Raw genomic sequence first — 19,998 nt, 5'->3', positions numbered from 1 at the left:
GTTAAATAGGCTTCAATGCATTTTAGCTTAAACTCTGTAGAATAATTTTGGTTATGCTTTAGAGACCTTTAGCCCCTCGTGCCCTTGATATTGATAGGCTGTAGCCCAGTCTTTAATAGTACAAGGATTGACCCCAAACTGACGAGCTAGTTGAGAACAGGAGGCTTTACCTTCAAGATACCAGGTAACAGCCCTCAGCTTGCCTTCAAAAGAAACCTTACTTTTTCTAGACATAATAAAAATCCTACTTTCGTAAACAGTACTTTATGTATTTTTACTGTCTACTTAAGTAGGACTATATCATTTTATATATCAGTGGCTTTTTTGATATTTCGATTAAATAATCAACACCAAAAAAGGTAGCCCCTAAAAGAAGCTACCTGCAAAATCTCTTCCATAAATCTACTTCAAATCAAAATATTCCTTAACATCTTTAACATAGCCAAATTGTTGGTTCAAAGTCTCCAACAAATCTTTATTATGACCTGGATAAGTGTCATTCCTTGCCATCACCCCCTCATACAAACTTGCTACTAAGCGTTCAAAGGGTTCTATATACTCCCAATACTCAAAAGGGAGATTCGAAATCTTACTTAAATCATTATCATCAAAATGATACACGAGATGGCGTAGCATTTGAGTCTCAATAAAATGAATATCTCTCAACTGCTCAAAACTAATTGTATCCAGTTCCGAGATATACTGACACAAATCATCAAGTGCTTTTACATCAAATTTTTTCTCCTCGTGTAGGAAGTAGAGAAAGCTCTGATTCTCAGCTCTTTTGTTGTCTTCTATCAGATTCCTTTTATACGTCATTCTTGAATCCTTCCCTTAAATGAAATGGCGAAAATTGGGTAACAAGACACTCCAGATAAGAACAATAAAAGATCAACTAAATCCAACTTAGCAGGTTGAATTCAGTTAATCTTTTTGGTCATTTTACTAATCATCACAAGCAGATAAATCATTTAAAAGACAAACTACCGAGTGATGTTAATCCTCTTGCTAGATTAAAGTTACGTTCTGATTTTTCTTGGAATTCTGTGAGTGTCTTACTCAAGTCACTCACTCCAGAACTCAGTGATTTGCCTTTAGAAAGATTGCGGACTGCTAGAACTTGAATAGCTCTGCATAATTCTGCAAGAAGTTCATCATTATCCTTCTTTCCAACTTCGATTTCATTTTTAAACGTTACGAGCAACTCTCTCTCATTTTCAGTTGTTTCTGGATTTACAATCAGATTATAGATATTGTTTAAGATATCCGTAATTTGCGTGTTATTGCTTTTTGTCATCTAGATTACCTCCTATAACCTGTAGCAAGATTAGGTCGAGCAAGTGAATTAAATTGGTTAATTGTTTGTGTTGTCATGAGCAACGACCTCTTTTAATCGTTCGCTGTGACATCATTATACACATCTAGCATAGCAAATTCAAGACCCAAAATATCTTTCTGTCACAAATGGTTCAAATATAGCACCAACAGACAAAAAGAAGTAATCAGACGATTACTTTCTTAAACTGCGAAAATTGGGTAACAAGACACTCAAGATGAGAAATACAAAAATACCTAAAATAATAATTGTAGTATAGGGATTAAAGCAAAGACTGATTAGCAAGGCAAGACTCATTGTAACCATTAGGTAACCTAACTTTCTCGCTACTGAGTTACTGCTCTCACTGTGATTTTTAGTAGCTAGACCAATACTTTTAGGAAGATAATTTCCGATTACTAGAAAAATGAGTGCCACTAACCAAATGACAGTCAATCGAACTTGGACATGTCCGCCCATGGCAACAGTCAATATGAGACCTTGAATGATAACTGCAGAAATCGGAATAAGCCATAACATAAACTCTTTTAAGAATGAAATGGTTATTTGTTTAAAATATGAAAATAAGAGATTATAAATGGCAAGATCAATAAAAGGAAGGACAACTATTGCTAGATTGCGATTCATAAAACCATTGGCTTGTTCTTCCACATTAAAGTGGATAGCAATCTGATTTGGTAGTTGGTTGTAAAAGACTAGTCCGACAATAACCGGTGTAAATATCACTATATTACCAATGACTCTTTGCATATTATTTTTCATCTTCTTTTCCTCCAAGTGACTGAATCCACGTTAAAATTTCTTCAAAAACGGTTAAGTTCAAACTATAGTAAATAAAATTCTTCTGCTTTTCTTCTTCAATAAGTCCTGCTTTTCTCAAGGTAGACAAATGATGAGAAACTGTTGCGGGAGCCAAGTCAAACTGCTGGCTGATTTCACCAGCAGACTTGGGCCCAGACTTTAGATAGTCTAAAATTTCTCTCCTCACAGGGGCAGAGATGGCTTTTAAGGTTTCAGATAAGCCCATGAGTTTCCTCCTTTTTCCAAATTTGGCGTGTCACAAGTCCGACACCTAGCACATAAATAGCTAATATGACTTCGATTAATAAGATATTTCTGACTATCCCTTGTTGATAAGCACCTGCCAAAAAATCGATGGTAGCATGAAGTAATATCGCCCCAAAATAGAATGAAAGCTTATGCTTAGTGACTGCTAGAAAATCCCAAACTGTAAGCAAGACTTGTAGTAGTAAGGCAACCAGTCTTTCAAAGAGAGACATAACCACAGCAAATCCAGTTAGTTGCTTGACCTGACTCACAAGAAGTGACGGTAACTGACTGGCCTGCCCTGAATGGATGGCCTGTAAAACAATGATGTTAGTGAGTAAGCCCATCACCCCAAGTAAAATAAATTCACTAAGACCATGTCCAAAACCGTAGGCTACAATATCAGACGTTATCAAACTTCTTTTCTTAGCAAGGACCCTAAAAACCACATACCGTGTTGTTTCTTCAATAAGGCCAGCCATAAGTCCTCCGTAAACAACGGCAAAACATTTAGAAGAGTGAGCAAAGCTTGAAAGAACTAAAGCATTGATAGGTCCTTCAATCATCATGACAGGTAAGGCAAAACCAATCAGACCTACTAAAAAGAGCTTGATTGAAAATTGCCATCTTTTCTTCAGAACGATAAAACTTATGATGGCGATAACTAACATGGCAAGAATTGTCATAAAAAGGAATGTTTCCATTTGATTTATCCTTTCCTTGATACAGAGCATCAGTACGACTTAAGTGAGAATACCTATTTCTATACTTTTCGAAAAAGATTCTACGCTTTTCCGAAAGCACTGTCAATGCTATTTCGGAAAAGATCGAAATAGTTCATCAAAAAAAGACCGTTTTCACGATCTTTCTTCTTGAGAATTTTCCCTCATTCTCGGCTGTGTGTTCTCTGGTCAGTCACATGAGCTCCTACTGCTTATCTTTCTGGGACATATTCGCCAGTGTTAGCATCGTAATAACGGCGTTGACCGTTAACTGTGACGTAGGCACCTTTAACTTGGCGACCTGATTGATCAAAGTAAAGGTGTTGGCCATTGATGACTTGTTCGCCTGTTACGGCATAACCATCTGCTCCGAAGTAAGCCCAGACGTTAGGCTCGATTTGAGCAAAGCGGTTGGTTACAGGTTGACCGTCGTTTTCGTCATAGTACTTGTAACGACTGCCGACCTTAATGGCCTTGCCTTTGTATTGGATACCATTTTCGTCAAAGTAGTATTCCTTGCCATTGATAGTCCACTTGCCTTTAAGGGCTTGGCCATCAGTATTGAAGTAAGACCATTGGTTTGGTGCAATCTCAGCAAAGCTGCTTGTGACAAGAGCTCCACTGTGGGCATCATAGTAATAAGTCTTACCATCTTCGACAACAGTTTTCCCCTTAACTTGGATACCATTTTTATCAAAGTACTTAAGGTATCCATGATCAGCACGAACTTGGCCGATAGCCAGTGAACCATCGTGTTTGAAGTACATCCACTGGTCATCACCTACTTGGAGATAGCGTCCGCTAGCAAGAATACCTGATTCTGGCTCATAATAATATTTGATGCCATTTTCTTCGATAATTTCACCCTTAGCTTGGCTACCATCTTCCTTGAAGTAATAAAGGTGACCATCAATGTATTGACGTCCTGTAACACGGTTACCTTCTTTATCAAAGTAATTCCAAGCCTTAGTTGCTGGATTATAGACAAAGATGCTGCGTCCGATTTCGCCTGCTGGTGTGATGTAGCGAGCCTTACCATTTTCAAAGATAATAGAATCTGCACGATTGCTGTAGGCCGTACCGACGCTACCATCTTGGTTAAAGTAATAAGTCTTACCATCAATGACACGTGAACCAGTCACAGTATTACCGTCAGCGTCAAAGTAATAACGTTTACCTGTGCTGCTGTCTGTCGCAAAGACGTTACGTCCCATATCACCAGTTTCAGCAACATAGTAATGCAATTTGCCATCATCTGTACGGACAATGCGATCCTTAGCCTGAATACCAGTTTCACGGTCAAAGTAGAAATGGTGGCCACTCCAATGAAGGTTACCTACTACCATTGTTCCTTGAGTCGTAAAGGCACGAACCTGCTTATGTTTGTCATCAAAATCAACGAAGGCATTCTTAACCATGGCACCGTCTAGACCGTAATAGTAGGTATAGCCGTTGCTAGCACGACGAAGGGCGTTACGCAATTGGATACCATTGTCAAAGAAATAGTAATCCTTGTTATTGATGTTTCGAGCACCCTTGGTCATCTTACCGTCACCACCGAAGTAATACCAGTTACCGTTACCATCTTGAACAAATTCATTCTTAACGGTTTGGTTATCACGAAGGAAGTAAACGTCTTGTCCACGACGTTGGAAGACTTGAGTGCTTGTGATGGCACCTGTGTCACGAAGTGGTGTTGGCAAGAGTTGGCCGTTGGCTGAGGTATTAAAGTACTGGTTGGTCTTGTCATCACGAAGGACATAGTTGATACCTCGTCCAAGGATATTGGTTCCATTGAAGTACTTAGCAGACCATTTGGTAATCTTTTCATTCGTAGGCAACTGCTTACCATTTGAGATTTGCACACGGTTGAAAATAGATGGGTACTTAGCTTTAAGCTCATCAAGGAAGGCACCACCATATTTACCTTGATAGTCTGTACCATCTGTACGGGTATTTGCCACATAGGCTTGGTCCACAATTTGATAACCTTGTTGGTGATAACCGTAGCCGTTAACACGTGTGGCATTAACTACTTCTTTTCCTGGAAGGTTATAAATTTGGTCTGGCACCCAGTCAGCAATGGCTTGAATACCATCTTTGTGGAGGGCACGAAGAACATTAAGGAGGTCCTCAAGTGAGCCATACTTGTTATTTTGACTCAAGGCCATGTCATAACGGTCATCAAAGGCATAACCATTGTCAATTGTTGAATCAAGGAAGGTACCATCTTTACTTGAAACGTACTGTGGTGGAAGTCCAACAGACGTAACACCCCAAGCTTTGAGCAAGTCAGTGTGCTTAGCCAAGACACGGTTCATGTAGAGTTCTGGCTGATCGTCCGCAAAAGCTTGGAAGTTTGAGAAGGCTTCATACATGACTTGCGAATCAAGGGCTGCTGAAGACTTGTAAACTTGTCCATCGCTATTGGCACGGTTACTTGGCTGTGTACGTGCGTCTTGGTTAGCCTTAGCCCCGACTGGTACCCAGACACCGAGGTAACCTGATACTTGCACATTTTCCACACCAAAAACATCGTTGGCATTGAAGGTCAAGTTCCCATTCCAGTCGGTACGTTTAAGAAGGTTTGAAGGTACATCAGAATCGTTGAGGTAGGTTGCTAGACCATCCTTAGTCGTCAAAAGCAATGGACGGTAAAGCTGATTACGGTGGGCTCTACCCATATTCATCGTTACAGTTTCATTGCTACCCAATCGGAAATCATAGTTGTTGGTCATGATGACACCCATCCCTTGCGTACGGGTTTCAGCAGTTCCCCAATCAGTTCTGTTATTGGCACCTTTACCATAACGAACTGATGTCAAGAGGCCGTCATTTCCGACTTTCTTCACTTCCATGTCTTGACCACCAGCTACATACTTGATACGGGCACGCAAGAGGGTGTCGATAGCATCAAAGTAAGGCGTCTTTTTCGCCATGTAGTGACCATCCTCACGGTAGAGGTCACCGTAATAAACACGTGTTACAGAGTCCTTGTTGGTCAACATGAGGGCATAGACAGATGGCAAGTTGTAAGACGCATAAGTTTTATGAGCCTTATCAATATCCTCATTGTAAATCTCGAAGGCCTTCTTAATTTCATCACGGGTGAAATTGTAACCAAACAGATTTGGATTGATACGATCACGAATGATACGTTGGATAATGGTTTGCGCTTCAGTATCGTGGCCACGGGTGAAAATATAGTTGGCCATACGTTCACCGTTCTTATCATTAGCACCACGTGGATTCAAACTACTATTCATAAAAGCAGTCATGTCCCCAAGTTGCATACGTGTATTTTTATCACGCATCAAAAGGTTGGTAAGAGCATTACGAAGGGCATTATCAATCGGCAGTTGTGCCCCCTTATTGTCCTTGTTGTAATATGGGTCGTTGGCAGACCAAGCTTCCAAGTATGACAAGTGTTTGATCGCATTGGCTTCAGACTTGTCAACACCATAGGCTGCTTTGAAGTAATCTGAAGCGATTTGGAGAAGGTCAGCATCCACATTGTCCAAAGCATCGACACGCAAACCGTCAAAGTTGGCTGTTGGATCGTTGGCCATGATGCTTCCGATATTCATCATAAAGTGGAGCCAGTTAAGTTGCTCCGCCTGAACAGCTGGGTTTGAGTTATCAATATCGTTGGCAAGCAAGAACTCAAGACCACCGATAGAATTGTCCTTGAAGTACTTACGTGTACCCGTCTGGTTAGTAGGTGTGCGGTTAAGTAGACGATAGTCAGAGTTGGCGTAGCTGGTACGATTACCAGTATCACCCTTACTGTTGTTAAAGAGCAACTGTCCACCTTGCAAGTGGTCGTATGAACTATTTTCAGTGCTACTATTCCAACCTGGCTGAGTCTTGATAAACTGATCAATACTTGTATGCAACCAGTTGGTATTGCCTTCACGCGCAATACGCTCTTCAATCTTAGTCTGAACCGCTTTAGCAGCTAGATTTAGACTTTCCTGGCTAGAGTTGGTTGAAAATGAACCTGCACCAAGACCTTGATTTTGCATGTAGTTAAGGTAGTTAACCTGAGTCGATTTATCAGGCCACCAAACCATCAAGAGAGGCCGTTTGTCCGCTTCAGTTGAAGCTGTCCAAGTCTTACCATCCTTGAGAATACTCTTTGGACGGTACCAGGCATCCGCTGTGATGAAGGTGTCGAGTTGGTCCAAAGACTTGTTATCGTTTTTGTAGAGCTGATTTCCAGATGAAAAATCCACAGCTGCCTTGATAGGTTCTGTTGAAAATTCATCCTGTGACTTGGTCGCAAGAGCCCCTGTTTCAGCATCAAAGTAATATGACTTACCATCTTGCTCAAAGACAAAGTTCTTACGCACACTACCGTCACTATTGACATAGTATTGTTTGCCGTTAATCCATTGGATGCCAGTTGACGTGTTGGTGTTGGCTTCACGAGTTTCTGCCAAGGCACGACGACTACGTGTACGAGCTTCTGTATTTGCCGTATCAGTTGTTGCTGCACGGTCTGTCGTAGCTGTTGCAGTCGCATTATTTGTATCTGTAGGTGTAGCACTCGTATCAGCCGCAGTTGCTTGCACATTTGTACTTGGTGCTGCTTGACCTGAGTTAGTATCAACTGTCGCTGCAGTTGTAGTAGGTGCCGCTGCTCTATCTGTGGCAGCTGTTGTCGTGTTAGTGGCATCTGCGACAGGAATGTTGACGCTAGCAGTATTGGCATCTGCTGAGATAGTTGGTGCTACTGTAGTTGCTGTATCATTAGTTGTGGCAGACGCTTCTCGAAGCAAATTCTGACTGCTATCACCCGACTGATTCGCAGCATTTTGCTCATCGGCCTGAACCTGTTGGTCTTCCAACAAAGTGCCACCAGCAACGGTAACCATTGAGAGTGCTGTTACCCCAATCGTTACCCAATTCTTCTTCACTTTATGCAGTTTAAAGCGTACTTTATGTTCCATAGTATATAACCTTTTTCCCTTATAATATTTCTATCATAAGCTATTTGATAAGGGAATACAATTACACAACTATAATGTCAGCTTAATGTAAGCACCTTTCTTTTCTCAGAAAGGCGGTCTAAATGAGCTAACTCCTAAACTAGAGATGACATAACTAACGATAATCATTAGGCTAGGGACTTTTTAACAACTCCTCCCAAGCCTACAAAATTAATGTAAATTTAAATAAAAAAACCTTCATTTCTAAGATGAAATAAAGGATTTGGCTAGAGATACTGACATATAACTGTGAAAACCTGCGTGATTAACTCATTCGAAGGTCATGGCGCTTTCCATGTTTGGTAGCCCGCGAAACTCTTCGTTGGTATTTTTACACAAGTTGTTTTATCTGTGACATTAAGTTCCATAACACCCTTACTCTTTGATCAAAAGTAACTGAGTCTTTTTGATAATTATACCCCGTTTTCAGCCGGTTATAATAGGATAGTTCAGTATTCCTTGGTCGGTTTCAGAACTTTCAACGTAAGCCAAAGTCATCTTATTTTAACGAGTAATTTTAAATTTTCCTTTTAATTAGAGACAAGGGTAGCACATCTCAACTTATTATCTTTTTCGAAGAAATTTTTATTTTTGAACACTTTATATTTTATATTGTGTGAAATATAAAAGGTCTTTTATCAAAAAATAAGAAAGTTTTCTTTTCGTGAAATTCTTTGCTATAATCTAACCATGATAACGATTACACACCTCATCTTACAACCTGCTAAGAACATACCTACCTCAAATATATAGGGGTGTAAGTATTGAGAAAAATAGGAGAAATAATGAAACCCAAATTATCTTTTAAAGATCTTATTCAAAAACTTGAGGATAAAAATATATCTCCTGGTAGCTATACTGAAGATCAAATTGAAAACTATCTCAAAACTAGAAGTTACTATTATAAAATTTCTAGTTATAGAAAAAATTTCCCTAAACTTCCTCAAGGGGGATATGATAAGTTAACATTTGATCATCTCGTTGCCACTGCTAAATTAGATGTACGTTTAAGAGAATATCTACTCATGCTTTGTTTAGACATTGAACATGCAACAAGAACTAACCTTATGAGAATCCTAACTGATGATGATAACGAGGATGGTTATACAATTGTTAAAGAGTTTCAAGATAAATTCCCTAAAAAGTTCAATGAGGTACTGTCACATTTTAGAAGCAGTAAATATCGATTAGACATGTTTCGTAAAAGAACACAAATTTCATCTTGGGTCCTTATGGAAATTATTGATTTTGGAACGTTAGTCCAATTTTTAGAGTTCTATATTGAATCTAGAACCCCTAAATACGAGAAACTTTATGCTAAGGAACACAGATTCATTAAGAACATCCGTAACTCTTGTGCTCATAATGATGTATTTTTAATCAATCTATTTTTAAAAGAGGATATGATTCCAAGACCTTATCCATCTACCAAATCATTTTCAAATACAATGGGTATCAATAACGGATTAGTTAAGTATCCCAAAATTATTGATTTAGTTAATTTGTTTTATATACACTCAAAAATTTGCTCCGACGAACTTAATAAGAGACGGTATAAAGAGGGAACTGAAGTATTAAACAGATATTATGAGAATAGTGAGATGATAAATCATTCAACGTCTTTAAAAAAATTCTTTGAATCAATTTTCAAAAAATCAGTTGACTTTTTGGATAAAACATAATACTATTGATATGAGGAAACAAGGTAAAACCTTGGCTCGCATTTTATATCGGGTTATTGAAAAAAGTCAGCGGTCTTTGCTGGCTTTTTTCTATTTCTCCTGATATATAAACTGTTACACCGCTAAAAAGAGCTACTGCTATCACCTCATTCGCCAAGAAAAATCAAAAGCCAGCAACTGCTGGCTTTGAATTATTTAATAATCTAGAGATTTGATAGGAAAAATTAATAATTGAAATTGGAAAGGGAAAAAGTTCTCTAGATTCTTAAATCATATTAATATTAACGACCACGTCGCAATTCGCCAGTTCTGGCATCACAAAAGAGACGTTTACCACCAACATAAACATGGCGACCTTTCACTTGACGACCTGAAGCGTCAAAATAAAGGTGTTTACCATTGACAACCTGTTGTCCTGTCACTGCTTGACCAGCTGCGTTGAAATAATACCAGCAACCACGTGTCACTTCGACAAGACGGTTGGCAACCTGTTCACCTGTGTGAGCATCAAAGTAACATTTCTTACCATTGATAGTAAGCACTTTACCTTTAACTTGCGCACCATTGCTTCCAAAGTAGTAAACCTTATCGTTAATGGTTTGAAGGCCTGTTACCTTGTAGCCTTGTTGGTTGAGATAAGCCCATTGGTTAGCTGCTATTTGGATGAACTGGTTGATGGCTGCTTCACCAGTGACAGCGTCATAATAACGCCCTTCTGCCCAGCCACCTTTTAGCTGACTGTGATCTTTGTTGAAGTAATACTGTTTGCCATCAATCACTTTTGCTCCCTGAACGAGATTTCCTGAAGCATCAGCGTAATACCAGTTGTTATTTTCAAAGATAAAGCGTGACACAGCCATTTCACCCGTTTGAGCAGAAATGTAGTAACTTGTGCTGCCTTGATTCACCAATTGACCTTTGATTTGACGGCCTTCTGCATCAAAACAGTATTCCTTACCATTAATGATACGCTTCCCTGTCACAGCATATCCATGTTCATCTAGGTAGTACCAAGCTTGGTTTTCTTTGTTTTGAACAAAGGTGTTAACCGCCATGTAACCAGTATCTGGAATGAAGTAGCGGATATGACCGTCAGCAAAACGAATAAATTTGTCTTTAGCTTGGATACCTGTTTGCGTGTCAAAGTAGAAGGTCACACCAGACATTTCAACGAGGCCAGTTGCCATATGTCCATAGCAATCAAAGTAGCGGACATCTTTGCGGTAGCCTGCAAAATCGTAGAAACCATTAATGGCTTTGACACCATTTTTATCATAGTAATAAGTGTAGCCGTCGCCACCTTTAAGAAGATAGTCACGAGCTTGAAGACCATTATCTAAGAAGTAATAAGTCTTACCATCGATAACGTGTTCACCTTTCACTTTTTGGCCGTTTTGGTCAAAATAATACCATTGATTTTCACCTACACGGACAAATGATGACTTGTGAGTGTTTGAATCTACACTTGGTTTTGTCTCACCTGAGATGATTTGATAGCCTGAATTATTTTGTTTGTTTCCTTGTGTAATGATAGTGACATTCGGTGTTGAACCATTTGAATTTGTCACTGACACATTAGGAATCAATTTATTTGAATTTGAAATAATGGTTACATTTGGAGTCGTTCCAGAAGCTGTAATCGTGATTGTTGTGTTACGACGACCATTTAAATTAATGGCATTCAAATCAGGCCAATTCGTCGTAAATGCTGCAAATCCACTAGCATCAGATGATGAAGACCATGATGATGAAGACGAGTAAGAATACCATGCAGAACTTGATGAGCTTGAAGAACTTGACGAACTAACACTCACTGACGCAGAACTGCTACCTGATTGATAACCTGAACCAGGTGTTGTTGTATTAGAGGTCTGTGTTTCAGTAACTTGTGCACCTTGTGAAGCCTGTGAAGTACCTGATGACACACTTCCTTGACCAGTACTTACAACCTCTCCACCACTAGTTACTCCAGCACCAATAACAGACGCTGATGAGCCTTCTGTTGAATAAGATGATGACGCCTCGTATCTTGCAGTCATTTGACTTCCAGAGTTTGATGGCACCGCTGACACGTAAGTAGCATCTTCTGTTAAGGTTGGTGTATAGCTTTGATTAACCAGTGATGCACTTGATTCAATACCAGCATCTGATTGTTCATAACCGCCCTTATTAGGAACTGGCACCTCATCTGCCTTTGCAGATTGATCTGTCAAAAAGACACCACCCGCTAAAGCAACCATTGACAGAGTACTAACTCCGATAGTCACCCAATTTTTCTTAACCTTGTGTAGTTTAAATCCAACTTTCTTTTCCATAACATACACCTTTCTATGCTTTTTCCATTTAACACCTAATATGATAAGCCATATCAATAGCGAATACAATTACAGTAGCATAACCCTAATCTCATAAGACTAACCTTCTAGTCATATTTCTCACGGAAAAGCAAGGTAAGGCTATGTAAACCATACCTTTTTATCTTAGAAAGCTCTTTTTTTAAAATCTCTTATTTTTTGTTAAATGACAAAGAAAGCCTCGCTTTCATCTGTTTTCAATCCTCATACATTAGAGCGAATGAGCATCCTTTGTAACCAAAGTAAGCCCTATATGGCGAATATTTTACGTAAACCTTATTATTTGCTTACACTATATTGATAATTTTAGAAAATAAAAAAACAAGCCAAACAACTTGCGTAAACGCTTAAAAGCTTGTCTAACACGACTTTTGACGCTTTTAGAAACCTATTTGAAAATATTTTTTCTCTCTCACAATCAAAAGTAGCAAAAAACTCTAAGTAACTTAGAAATATACCTAGAGTTTTTTACTAAATATTTACTACAGTGATAGATACCACTACTAATCAGGAAACGAGTGTCCATCCTGTCGCTAAAACTATTTCTCCTTCATCTTCAAGCTATAAGTTACATTAGTCATTATTTTCTTCCTCCAGACTACCTATAATACCTTCTGAGTGCCAAGATTTCAGTAGATTCTGATAAAACCGAATTGGTAAGAAATAATCACCATCAGATAATACATCATTATCTGATAATAAATCACTATCTGCTTTAACAGCCATGGTAACCTCTTCGTCTTTACCTAGGTGTAAGAATTTATTAATATCTTTATTCTTGATACCGTATTCTATTTCACCTTCTCCTGTCTCCCAATTATAAGATTTAGAAATCACTTTTAGTTTAGAAAAGACTTTTTTATTCAAGGTTAACTTTTGAAATAAAAATTCCTTATAAGGCAGTAACTCATCTGAGTAATTTGAGTTCTCTGCACTTAATTTCCCATTTGGAGAATAAACAAGATTGACACGCTCAACCTCATTGGCTCCCTTCCTTAATGAAACATATCCCTCAATACGCTTATTCTTTGGTTTTCCATATAACACTATTTTACGATATATGGAAATCTCATCTTGGTCAAATGAATCACTTACACGAATGGTGAACCCTTTGGGAAAGGTATCAAACAACTCATATAAGTTCTTAGTTGGGTACACTTTCTCAGCTGCCGGACCTATTTTACTCTCAAGTTTTCCTCTATAATTTATCAATAACCCACATCCAGTGAGGATGACTAAAGATAATAGCGTTGCAAGAGCTAGTCTAAATTTTTTCAAAATCTATTTCTCCTTTATCTTCAAGTTATAAACAATTTTCATGTCTGGGCTACCCTTGTCGCTTTTTTCTACTCCCTTTATACTTCCAGCTTTCAATAATCTTTCAAAATTCCTATCAGTCAGGCTATCTTTTTTCCATTTCGCCTTGTCTGGTAAGGTCTGACAGTCAGAAACATCAATTTCTGTACCATTAGCTGAGTTATCTAAATAAATAATCTCACTTTTACTGCTAGGGTGAAATTCAAGTGCATAGAGACCTCTTAACGTTCCATAAGCACCATTTATACTGTCATTTAACAAAGTCCGATTTCCATGATTATCCGTGATAATGGGATAAACATAAAGTCCAGAATCGCCATAATTGTATATATCGGTAAATTCTACCTTGCTGACACCTGAATAATTCTCCTTGATATAAACAGCTATCTGCTCTTCCAAAAGTCTGAAACCATGTTTGTACAAACGGTGTTCTGCATACCTATCTCCTAAAAAAAGAGAAAAAACTATTGGAATGATAAATAGTGCAATAAACAACATCACTACTATATTTCGATTTCGTTTCGAATTCATCTTCACAGGCTCAATCCTCCCTTTCTTTTAACTCTGGATAGTTTTTATCTGTTAACGCCATTTACTATAACTACCTCGTTTAATTTCTGTGTTATAAACTACTTTAACACCTAAGCTACCTTTATCTGATGATTTGACATCAACCAATTTCCCATTCTTAACTAAATATTGTATGGTTGTATCTAACATATCATAACTTTCTAACTTAGCTTTCTGGGGTAGTTTATCATCATTTGATACGTCCACGACCTCATCACTATCGTATTTATCTAATTCAATGACTTGACTACCATCAATACCGTCAAAATCCATCGTTAATCCATTTGCTGTACCAAAAGGTATGTTCCCGTCTTCATCTACAACTGCTCTATTGCCATGTTCATCAGAAATAGCAAAAACAACATTCAGCGTATGCATACTATAGCCGTCTCCACCATCTTCATAAATAGGTGAAAACTCAATCTTACTCACACCCTCATAGTGTTCTTTGATATAGGTAGCCAGTTGCTCTTCTAAAAGTCTAAAACCATGTTTATACAAAGCGTGCTCTTTAGCTATTTGTTTTTGTTGTTCTTGTTTGTGTCCCATATAAATGCTTCCTCCTAAAATAGCGATAACTAGTGTGATAAACAACACCACTACTATATTTCGTTTCGAATTCTTCTTCACAGGCTCAGTCCTCACTTTCTTGTAAATCTGACAACTTTATACATTACAGATACAACATTTTCACTCAATACCCCATCAACATCAAGGAAAACTGAAAAGTAATTACAAAATATTCTGAATAAAAACTATAATTTCCATTATAACATGGATAGAGCGCTTTCTTTTGATTATGAGAGCAACAAAATTATTAGGATTTGGGGATAAGAAAAGGAAGTCGACCAACTGTCAACTTCCTTTTTACCTATTTTTGATAAATTATTTTCTACTTTAAGGAAACTTTAGGGTTTCGTTTATATACTATAACCATCCTAAAACTTTTCTTTTTCATAATCTCCTAAATCCAGGGCATAGGTCCTGGATTTTTTGTGTGGAAGAGTAATCATATGAAGAGTTTAGCATTATAGTTTGTCTTGTTTGACCTGAGCCACCATCTCTAGAAAATAGGCATGGACCCTTGTGTCACCTGTTAATTCTGGATGAAATGAGGTGACAAGCATATTTTTTCCTTGGCTGCCACGATGGCTCCCTTGACCTGAGATAAAACTTCAACTTCTGGTCCAACGGTTTCAATGATTGGTCCACGAATAAAGACCATGGGAATCTCACCAATTCCCTTAAAGTCAGCATTTGTGACAAAACTGCCCAGCTGACGACCATAGGCATTGCGTGCGACACTGATGTCCATACTTGCCAAATGTTTTGTTTGGTCGCCTACTATGGTTTTGGCCAACAAAATCAGACCTGCACAGGTACCAAAAACAGGTAAGTCTTTCTCGATTTTCGCCTTTATCAAGTCAAACAAGTCTAAATCATGCAAGAGTTTCCCCATGACTGTCGACTCTCCCCCTGGTAGAATGAGCCCGTCCAAATCAGCGTGGGCTTCCCAATCTTGTCTATTTCTGATTTGAACCGTTTCAACCCCAAGTGCTTTCAAGACCTGCTCATGTTCTGCAAAAGCACCTTGCAAAGCCAGTATTCCGATTTTTGTCATTTATTTTCCTCGCTCTGCCATTAGGATGTCAATTTCATCCTTGTTGATACCAACCATGGCTTCACCCAAATCTTCTGACACTTGCGCCAAAATATCTGGACGATTATAGTTAGTCACTGCTTTGACGATGGCTTCCGCACGTTTTTTCGGATCTCCTGATTTGAAAATCCCTGAACCAACAAAGACACCTTCAGCACCCAACTGCATCATAAGCGCAGCATCCGCTGGCGTCGCTACACCACCTGCCGCAAAATTGACAACAGGCAACTTGCCATGTTCATGGACATAACGAACCAAGTCAATTGGTACCTGTAAGTCTTTGGCAGTAATGTAGAGTTCATCATCTCTGAGATTTTGAATGCGACGAATCTCTTGATTCATGAGTCGTAAGTGGTGAACTGCTTGGACAATATCACCTGTACCCGGTTCACCTTTGGTACGAATCATTGATGCCCCTTCAGAAATACGACGAAGGGCTTCACCGAGGTCCTTGGCTCCGCAGACGAAAGGCACATCAAACTTGGTTTTATCCACATGAATAAGGTCATCGGCAGGCGTCAATACCTCACTCTCATCGATATAATCAATCTCAATCGCTTGCAAAATCTGTGCTTCCACAAAATGACCGATACGTACCTTGGCCATAACTGGAATACTGACAGCGTCCTGAATTTCCTTAATCATCTTAGGATCACTCATACGTGACACACCACCAACCGCACGAATATCAGCTGGAATACGTTCCAAGGCCATAACCGCAGCTGCTCCAGCTGCTTCTGCAATACGTGCTTGCTCAGGATTTTGAACGTCCATGATGACGCCTCCCTTAAGCATCTGTGCCAAATTTTTATTTAAGTCGTAACGATTTGTCATAGCAATCACCTCATATGTTTTTATGACCCTTATTTTACACAGGATAACTTTTGAAGAAAAGTAGCTCTTTCACAAACTGTATGGGGACAATTTAAGCATCTATTGTCAGAATGGACAGAATAATCACTAAATTAGAAGGCTTGCTTCTATAGGTTTTACTGCTTTTTTAGTAAATGAATACAGGTTATGACATCTTAGTTTATAGACCATAATCTTTACTAAATTTTTTAGTTAGCTAACAGCAACTTTCTTTGTAAATCACAAAAATACTCATCTTCTACTTTAAGAAAACTTTAGGCTTTGCTTTATATACTATAACCATCCTAAAACTTTTCTTTTTCATAATCTCCTAAATTCAGGGCTCAGGTCCTGGATTTTTTTGCGTTTAAGAACCATTGGAGGAAAAAACTGTGAAAAATTTTCCCAATAAAGAGTTGTGTAAGCCTTTTCTTATTTTAGGCTAAATGTCTTAAATTCTATTGAAACACGATTAAATTAAGTTATAATAGGATTTAGGAAAAGGAGGAAAATTATGAAAGTACATTCTAATTTTACTGGACCTAAGTCCAAAAAACGTCTGATTGCATTCTCATGTGCAACTGCTCTTGCAAGTTTTACTTTAATCGCAAGACCTGCCTTCGCTGAGGAAGCTAAAGCTGATAACTCATCAAACCTTGATGTGACTGCTGCTACCACTGCCAATGTGGAAACCACAGCAGACCTCGTAGAAACAAAGGGTGTTGAAGCTCCTCCTACTACTACTGAAAATGTAACTAGCACTGAGATCACTACAAATGTCTCAGAACAAGCCACAACTTCTACAGCAAGCTCTGAAACTACCAGTGAAACAGCTTCAACAACTGCAAGTGAAAGCCAAGCTCCTGCAGAATCAGCCTCTGGTCAAACACGCGAAGCTATAACTACAGACCGTGCTGCCAGTGAGACTGCTTCAGCACCTAATGAAACAAACGTCACTGGTGGTCAATACTATAGAGACGAATATGGCTACTGGCATTACAAAGATGCTAGTGGTAAAGACCTGACTGGACCACAAACTATTGATGGCGTTAAGGTCTACTTCAATCCAGGCGGTGTTCAGGTTAAAGGGAACTTTGGCTGGGACGGTCACTATTATGACAAAGACTCTGGTGCTCTTGTTACTAACAAATTCGTTAAAGAATATGGTAGAACCTATTACGTTGATGAAAATGGTAACAAGGCAATTGGTTCCAAAGAAATTAATGGAGCATGGAATTATTTTGATAAACACGGGGAACTAATTACAAATAATTTTGCTCCTGATGGCCGTTATTATGACAAATATGGTAAGCAAGTGGATTTCGGAAGAAACCGCTATTTCGAATTAAACGGGGAATGGTACTATGCTGGAAATGATGGTGCTATTTTAAAGGGACCACAAACCATCGATGGCGTTAAGGTCTACTTCCATCAGAATGGTATTCAGGCTAAAGGGTATTTTGTTAAAGATGAGGAAGATAATAAATCTCGATACTACGATAAGGATACTGGTGCTCTTGCCACCAATCAATATGTTATCGCTTACAATCCTTACAAACATCGAAATGAACGTTATTATGTTAACGACCAAGGAATTCGGTTAACTGGGCCTCAAACAATTGACGGTAAACAAGTCTACTTCGATACCTACGAGGGAAGCCAGGTTTTCGACAATTTTGCTGACGATGGCTACTTTTACGATCAAGACGGTAATCGTGTCAACCTTGGTATCAATCGTTATGTTCAGGTCAAAGGCAACTGGTACTATGTCGGTGAAGATGGAAAAATCTTGAGAGGTGAGCAAACTATTGACGGTGCTCACGTTTATTTTGAATATGGAGGTAAACAGGTTAAAGGAGATTTTGACTACAACAAACAATTTCACGATAAAGACTCTGGAAATTTAGTTACTAATCGTTTCGTAACAGTTAAAGACAAAACCTACTTTATCGGAGGCGATAGCAAGGCCATCAAAGGAGCAACAGTCATTGACAACACTGAATACTTCTTTGACGAGAAAACTGGAGCCCAAGTTAAGGGAGATTTTGCTAGTAACGATAAATACTATGATGGAATCACTGGTGCTCTCGTAATCAATAGTTATGTCCAAGTCGACAAAGACTGGTATTATGTTGGAAATGACGGTAAACGGCTTAAAGGTTCTCAAACCATTAACAATGTTCCTGTATACTTTGACCCTTATGATGGTAAACAAGCCAAAGGTGTATTTGGCAATGATGGCTACTTCTACGACAAAGATTCTGGTGCTAAAATAGACCTTGGTACCAACCGCTACGTTTTCATCAACGAAAACTGGTACTACCTTAATGAAAAAGGAAAAATCCTTAAAGGCGATCAAACCATCGATGGGGTACAGGTTCACTTTGATCCATATTATGGCAATCAGATTAAAGGAGAATTTACCGATAGTAGTGGGTATGTGGTTAAAGCAAACTCCTACACTAGCCCAGTTAAATTCTACGATAAAGATTCCGGCGCTCTTGTAAAAAATCAATACTTCAACAATAATGGTAAATGGTACTATGCAGATGCACAAGGTAATATCCTTAAAGGCTCACAAACCATTGATGGGGTACACGTTTACTTTGACTCTTATGGAGTTCAAGCTAAAGATACTGTTCTTGATGGTTACTACTACGATAAAGATACTGGCGCACGAAAAGAACTCCCTCGTGATCAGTTTATTAAGATTAGTAATGATTTATACTACCTTAGCAGTAATGGACGAACTGGGGAAATAACTATTGATGGTAAGGATTACTATATTGAGCAAAACGGAAGGGTCCTTCGTGGTTCCTTTAACGTATATCAAGAGCCACCTTACTATGATGACGAAACTGGCGAAGCTGTGAAAAAAACTGGTTTTGTTAAATCTGATGGCCGTTGGTACTATATAGAGGAAGACGGCAAAAAAGCTAAAGGTCTTAAAGAAATTGATGGGAAATTATATTACTTCTCTAACAATCCAATGAACAAATACGAAACGCACGACCAGGCTAGAGGAGAAATTATAAGACCTAAATTTTACATTTCATTCCCAAATAGAGCAGAAAACAACCCAACTTACTACTTTGACACTGAAACTGGAGCTGCGGTAACTAACCAATTCATCTATGCAGATGGACACTGGTACTACTTCGGTAAGGATGGTAAGGCTCTCCTCTTCGATCAAGTCATCAATGGTCAACATCTCTACTTTGATTATGAAGGTAAGCAAGTGAAGGGCGATTTCGTAACAGACTACAAGGGAACTCGTTATTACGATGAAAACTCTGGTGAGCTCGTCACCAACCAAACACGTACCATCAATGGTGTGACTTATCACTTTGATGAAAATGGACGTGCGAAGCAAGTGTAAAACAGGTCATAAAATTGACTCATATTAATCTCATGAGTTATTCAAACTAAAAAAACAACCAAAAAGCCCAAATCAAAATATTGATTTG

13 protein-coding genes and 2 pseudogenes are annotated in these 19,998 nt (G+C 38.7%); 2 read left to right on the top strand and 13 right to left on the bottom strand.

Features of this window, described 5'->3' with window-relative positions; all coding sequences use genetic code 11:
* Nucleotides 1-51: 51 nt before the first annotated feature.
* From HSISS3_RS03125 to HSISS3_RS03095, 7 genes and pseudogenes are all read right to left on the bottom strand, one after another.
* The gene (locus HSISS3_RS03125) at nucleotides 52-234 is read right to left on the bottom strand and encodes a helix-turn-helix domain-containing protein (protein ID WP_021151652.1); all 183 of its coding nucleotides are present in this window, start codon (nucleotides 232-234) and stop codon (nucleotides 52-54) included.
* Between the two features lie 279 nt (nucleotides 235-513).
* A pseudogene (locus HSISS3_RS03120) lies at nucleotides 514-819 on the bottom strand (hypothetical protein); the annotation flags it as partial.
* A 148-nt stretch (nucleotides 820-967) separates the two neighbouring features.
* On the bottom strand, nucleotides 968-1,297 hold the full coding sequence (locus tag HSISS3_RS03115) for a bacteriocin immunity protein (RefSeq protein WP_021151650.1): 330 nt from the start codon (nucleotides 1,295-1,297) through the stop codon (nucleotides 968-970).
* Nucleotides 1,298-1,510: 213 nt separating this feature from the next.
* The gene (locus tag HSISS3_RS03110; protein ID WP_021151649.1) at nucleotides 1,511-2,098 is read right to left on the bottom strand and encodes a DUF1648 domain-containing protein; all 588 of its coding nucleotides are present in this window, start codon (nucleotides 2,096-2,098) and stop codon (nucleotides 1,511-1,513) included.
* A complete protein-coding gene (locus HSISS3_RS03105) occupies nucleotides 2,088-2,363 on the bottom strand; it encodes an autorepressor SdpR family transcription factor (protein WP_002891308.1) in 276 nt (91 codons plus the stop codon). Before HSISS3_RS03105 ends, HSISS3_RS03110 begins: the two co-directional genes overlap by 11 nt.
* The gene (locus HSISS3_RS03100) at nucleotides 2,350-3,087 is read right to left on the bottom strand and encodes a YhfC family glutamic-type intramembrane protease (RefSeq protein ID WP_021151648.1); all 738 of its coding nucleotides are present in this window, start codon (nucleotides 3,085-3,087) and stop codon (nucleotides 2,350-2,352) included. Before HSISS3_RS03100 ends, HSISS3_RS03105 begins: the two co-directional genes overlap by 14 nt.
* 230 nt (nucleotides 3,088-3,317) lie before the next feature.
* Nucleotides 3,318-8,057: a glycoside hydrolase family 70 protein gene (locus HSISS3_RS03095; protein ID WP_021151647.1), complete on the bottom strand. Its 4,740-nt coding sequence runs from the start codon at nucleotides 8,055-8,057 to the stop codon at nucleotides 3,318-3,320.
* Between the two features lie 824 nt (nucleotides 8,058-8,881).
* Between HSISS3_RS03095 and HSISS3_RS03090 the strand changes: the two genes are divergently transcribed.
* The gene (locus HSISS3_RS03090; RefSeq protein ID WP_021151646.1) at nucleotides 8,882-9,778 is read left to right on the top strand and encodes an Abi family protein; all 897 of its coding nucleotides are present in this window, start codon (nucleotides 8,882-8,884) and stop codon (nucleotides 9,776-9,778) included.
* 281 nt (nucleotides 9,779-10,059) lie between these two features.
* Here the strand turns inward: HSISS3_RS03090 and HSISS3_RS03085 are convergent, their stop codons facing one another.
* The 6 genes and pseudogenes from HSISS3_RS03085 to pdxS form a co-directional block, all read right to left on the bottom strand.
* Nucleotides 10,060-12,093: a KxYKxGKxW signal peptide domain-containing protein gene (locus tag HSISS3_RS03085; RefSeq protein ID WP_021151645.1), complete on the bottom strand. Its 2,034-nt coding sequence runs from the start codon at nucleotides 12,091-12,093 to the stop codon at nucleotides 10,060-10,062.
* 612 nt (nucleotides 12,094-12,705) lie between these two features.
* Nucleotides 12,706-13,410 (bottom strand): LptM family lipoprotein, encoded by a 705-nt coding sequence (locus tag HSISS3_RS03080; protein WP_021151644.1) that lies wholly within the window; start codon nucleotides 13,408-13,410, stop codon nucleotides 12,706-12,708.
* A 3-nt stretch (nucleotides 13,411-13,413) separates the two neighbouring features.
* A complete protein-coding gene (locus tag HSISS3_RS03075) occupies nucleotides 13,414-13,947 on the bottom strand; it encodes a hypothetical protein (protein ID WP_231087392.1) in 534 nt (177 codons plus the stop codon).
* 84 nt (nucleotides 13,948-14,031) lie between these two features.
* The gene (locus HSISS3_RS03070) at nucleotides 14,032-14,568 is read right to left on the bottom strand and encodes a hypothetical protein (protein WP_021146114.1); all 537 of its coding nucleotides are present in this window, start codon (nucleotides 14,566-14,568) and stop codon (nucleotides 14,032-14,034) included.
* 479 nt (nucleotides 14,569-15,047) lie between these two features.
* Nucleotides 15,048-15,640, bottom strand: a pseudogene (pdxT, locus tag HSISS3_RS03065) (pyridoxal 5'-phosphate synthase glutaminase subunit PdxT).
* The gene (pdxS, locus tag HSISS3_RS03060; RefSeq protein WP_021151642.1) at nucleotides 15,641-16,513 is read right to left on the bottom strand and encodes a pyridoxal 5'-phosphate synthase lyase subunit PdxS; all 873 of its coding nucleotides are present in this window, start codon (nucleotides 16,511-16,513) and stop codon (nucleotides 15,641-15,643) included.
* Between the two features lie 532 nt (nucleotides 16,514-17,045).
* Between pdxS and HSISS3_RS03055 the strand changes: the two genes are divergently transcribed.
* A complete protein-coding gene (locus HSISS3_RS03055) occupies nucleotides 17,046-19,910 on the top strand; it encodes a hypothetical protein (RefSeq protein WP_021151641.1) in 2,865 nt (954 codons plus the stop codon).
* Nucleotides 19,911-19,998 lie beyond the last annotated feature (88 nt).

Source organism: Streptococcus sp. HSISS3, assembly GCF_000448605.1.
GTDB lineage: Bacteria > Bacillota > Bacilli > Lactobacillales > Streptococcaceae > Streptococcus > Streptococcus raffinosi.
The sequence above is the reverse complement of the archived record's forward strand: the minus strand, read 5'-3'. Positions and strand labels throughout refer to the sequence as shown.

Excerpts from the sequence above, each read along its gene's own strand:
- HSISS3_RS03070 (WP_021146114.1), bottom strand. The coding sequence starts at position 14,568 with ATGGGACACAAACAAGAACAACAAAAACAAATAGCTAAAGAGCACGCT.
- HSISS3_RS03085 (WP_021151645.1), bottom strand. The coding sequence starts at position 12,093 with ATGGAAAAGAAAGTTGGATTTAAACTACACAAGGTTAAGAAAAATTGG.
- HSISS3_RS03105 (WP_002891308.1), bottom strand. The coding sequence starts at position 2,363 with ATGGGCTTATCTGAAACCTTAAAAGCCATCTCTGCCCCTGTGAGGAGA.
- HSISS3_RS03125 (WP_021151652.1), bottom strand. The coding sequence starts at position 234 with ATGTCTAGAAAAAGTAAGGTTTCTTTTGAAGGCAAGCTGAGGGCTGTT.
- HSISS3_RS03055 (WP_021151641.1), top strand. The coding sequence starts at position 17,046 with ATGAAAGTACATTCTAATTTTACTGGACCTAAGTCCAAAAAACGTCTG.
- HSISS3_RS03100 (WP_021151648.1), bottom strand. The coding sequence starts at position 3,087 with ATGGAAACATTCCTTTTTATGACAATTCTTGCCATGTTAGTTATCGCC.
- pdxS (WP_021151642.1), bottom strand. The coding sequence starts at position 16,513 with ATGACAAATCGTTACGACTTAAATAAAAATTTGGCACAGATGCTTAAG.
- HSISS3_RS03110 (WP_021151649.1), bottom strand. The coding sequence starts at position 2,098 with ATGAAAAATAATATGCAAAGAGTCATTGGTAATATAGTGATATTTACA.
- HSISS3_RS03095 (WP_021151647.1), bottom strand. The coding sequence starts at position 8,057 with ATGGAACATAAAGTACGCTTTAAACTGCATAAAGTGAAGAAGAATTGG.
- HSISS3_RS03115 (WP_021151650.1), bottom strand. The coding sequence starts at position 1,297 with ATGACAAAAAGCAATAACACGCAAATTACGGATATCTTAAACAATATC.
- HSISS3_RS03090 (WP_021151646.1), top strand. The coding sequence starts at position 8,882 with ATGAAACCCAAATTATCTTTTAAAGATCTTATTCAAAAACTTGAGGAT.
- HSISS3_RS03075 (WP_231087392.1), bottom strand. The coding sequence starts at position 13,947 with ATGTTGTTTATTGCACTATTTATCATTCCAATAGTTTTTTCTCTTTTT.